This window comes from Streptomyces sp. NPDC059524, from assembly GCF_042749255.1.
GTDB lineage: Bacteria > Actinomycetota > Actinomycetes > Streptomycetales > Streptomycetaceae > Streptomyces > Streptomyces xanthii.
Genome location: NZ_JBHYTK010000059.1, coordinates 1 through 1,518 on the forward strand (window position 1 = coordinate 1; position 1,518 = coordinate 1,518).

1 protein-coding gene is annotated in these 1,518 nt (G+C 73.8%); it reads left to right on the forward strand.

All coding sequences use genetic code 11. The features are described 5' to 3' along the window. The first annotated feature begins 77 nt into the window (after positions 1–77). Positions 78–1,322 carry an alpha/beta hydrolase gene (locus ACFW9D_RS18395; protein WP_384623135.1) on the forward strand — a complete coding sequence of 415 codons (1,245 nt, stop codon included), beginning with the start codon at positions 78–80 and terminating at the stop codon, positions 1,320–1,322. Positions 1,323–1,518 lie beyond the last annotated feature (196 nt).

Genomic DNA, 1,518 nt, shown 5'->3' on the forward strand with positions numbered 1-1,518 from the left:
GGGTGGACATAACACCACCCCGCACCAGGGGGCGCCTCGGATGTCGCCGCACGGCCTCCGATTCCTACGGTCGTCCCATGACGCCGAACCCGGACAACTCCCGTGCCCGCACCACGACTTCACGCACCCGCAGAGCCCTCGCCGCGGCCGCCGCGCTGCTGCTCGCCGGAGCCCTCGCCGCCCCCGCCGCGGCGGCTTCCGCCACCGGCACCGACCGCGCCCCGGCCGCCCGCGGCGCCCTCGTCTCCGTGACCCCGCTCGACGGGCTCGACCGGGCCGGCGTCACCCGCTGGCTCGCCGCCCGCGACATGGACACCGCCGCCGTCCGGCACGGAGTGCGCGCCTACCGCCTGACCTACCGCACCGTCGACGCGCACGGCCGCCCCACCACCGCCACCGGCCTGCTCACCCTGCCCACCGGCGGCCCGCGCCGCCTCGACGTCGTCTCCGACACCCACGGCACGATGGTCCACCGCGACTACGCGCCCTCCGTCACCACCGACTTCGGCCGCGTCCCCGCCTACCTGAACGCCGCCGCCGGCAAGGCCGTCGCCGCCCCCGACTACCTCGGCCTCGGCAAGGGCCCCGGCGTCCACCCCTACATGGACACGGCGTCCTCCGTCACCGCCTCCCTCGACATGCTGCGCGCCGCCCGGCACGCGTCGGCCCGACTCGGCCGGCCCCTCACCGGCGACGTCTACGCCACCGGCTTCTCCCAGGGCGGCCAGGTCGCGATGGCCATCGGCAGGACCCTCGAAGCCGGCGCCGACCACCACTTCAGGCTCCGCGCCCTCGCCCCCGTCAGCGGCCCCTACGACCTCTCCGGGCAGGAGATCCCCGCGCTCTACGACGGCCGCGTCAACGACACCAGCGGCCTCTTCTACACCGCGTACTTCCTCGTTGCCCAGAACCGCCTCCACCCGATCTACAAGGACCCCGCCGAGGTCTTCCGCGCGCCCTACGCGGACCGCGTCGAGGCGCTCTTCGACGGGGAGCACGGCGAGGAGGACATCGTCGCGGCGCTCCCCGCGACGGTGAAGGAACTGCTCACCCCCGAGTTCTACGCCCGCATGCAGCACCCCACGGGTGCCCTGCGGGAGGCGATCGCCGCGAACGACGGGGCCTGTGCCTGGAAGCCCTCGGTGCCGGTCCGCCTGTACGCGGGCGAGGGTGACACGGATGTCCCGATCGGCAACGCGGAGAGCTGCGCGGCTCAGCTGGGGTCTGGGGCCCCGATCTTCAACCAGGGCCCGACGGACCACTTCGGCAGCTTCAAGGCTGCCGCCCCCAAGATCACGAAGTGGTTCAACAGGCGGTCATGAACCTGCGGCCCGGTGGGGGCTGGTCGCGCCCCGCGGCGGAGCCGCCATTAGGCAGAGCCCCGCGCCCCTGAGGTGCAGGCCCTTCGGGCGCACCTCATCGATGAAAGGCTGAGCGGCGAAGCCGCAACCCCTTAAAGGGGGCGGGGGACAGGGCGCGCAACCCCCCCCGCCCGCCCGGTGTACACACACCCAAAAA

Bases quoted from the DNA above. Each gene is read 5' to 3' on its own strand.
- ACFW9D_RS18395 (WP_384623135.1), top strand. From the start codon at position 78: ATGACGCCGAACCCGGACAACTCCCGTGCCCGCACCACGACTTCACGC.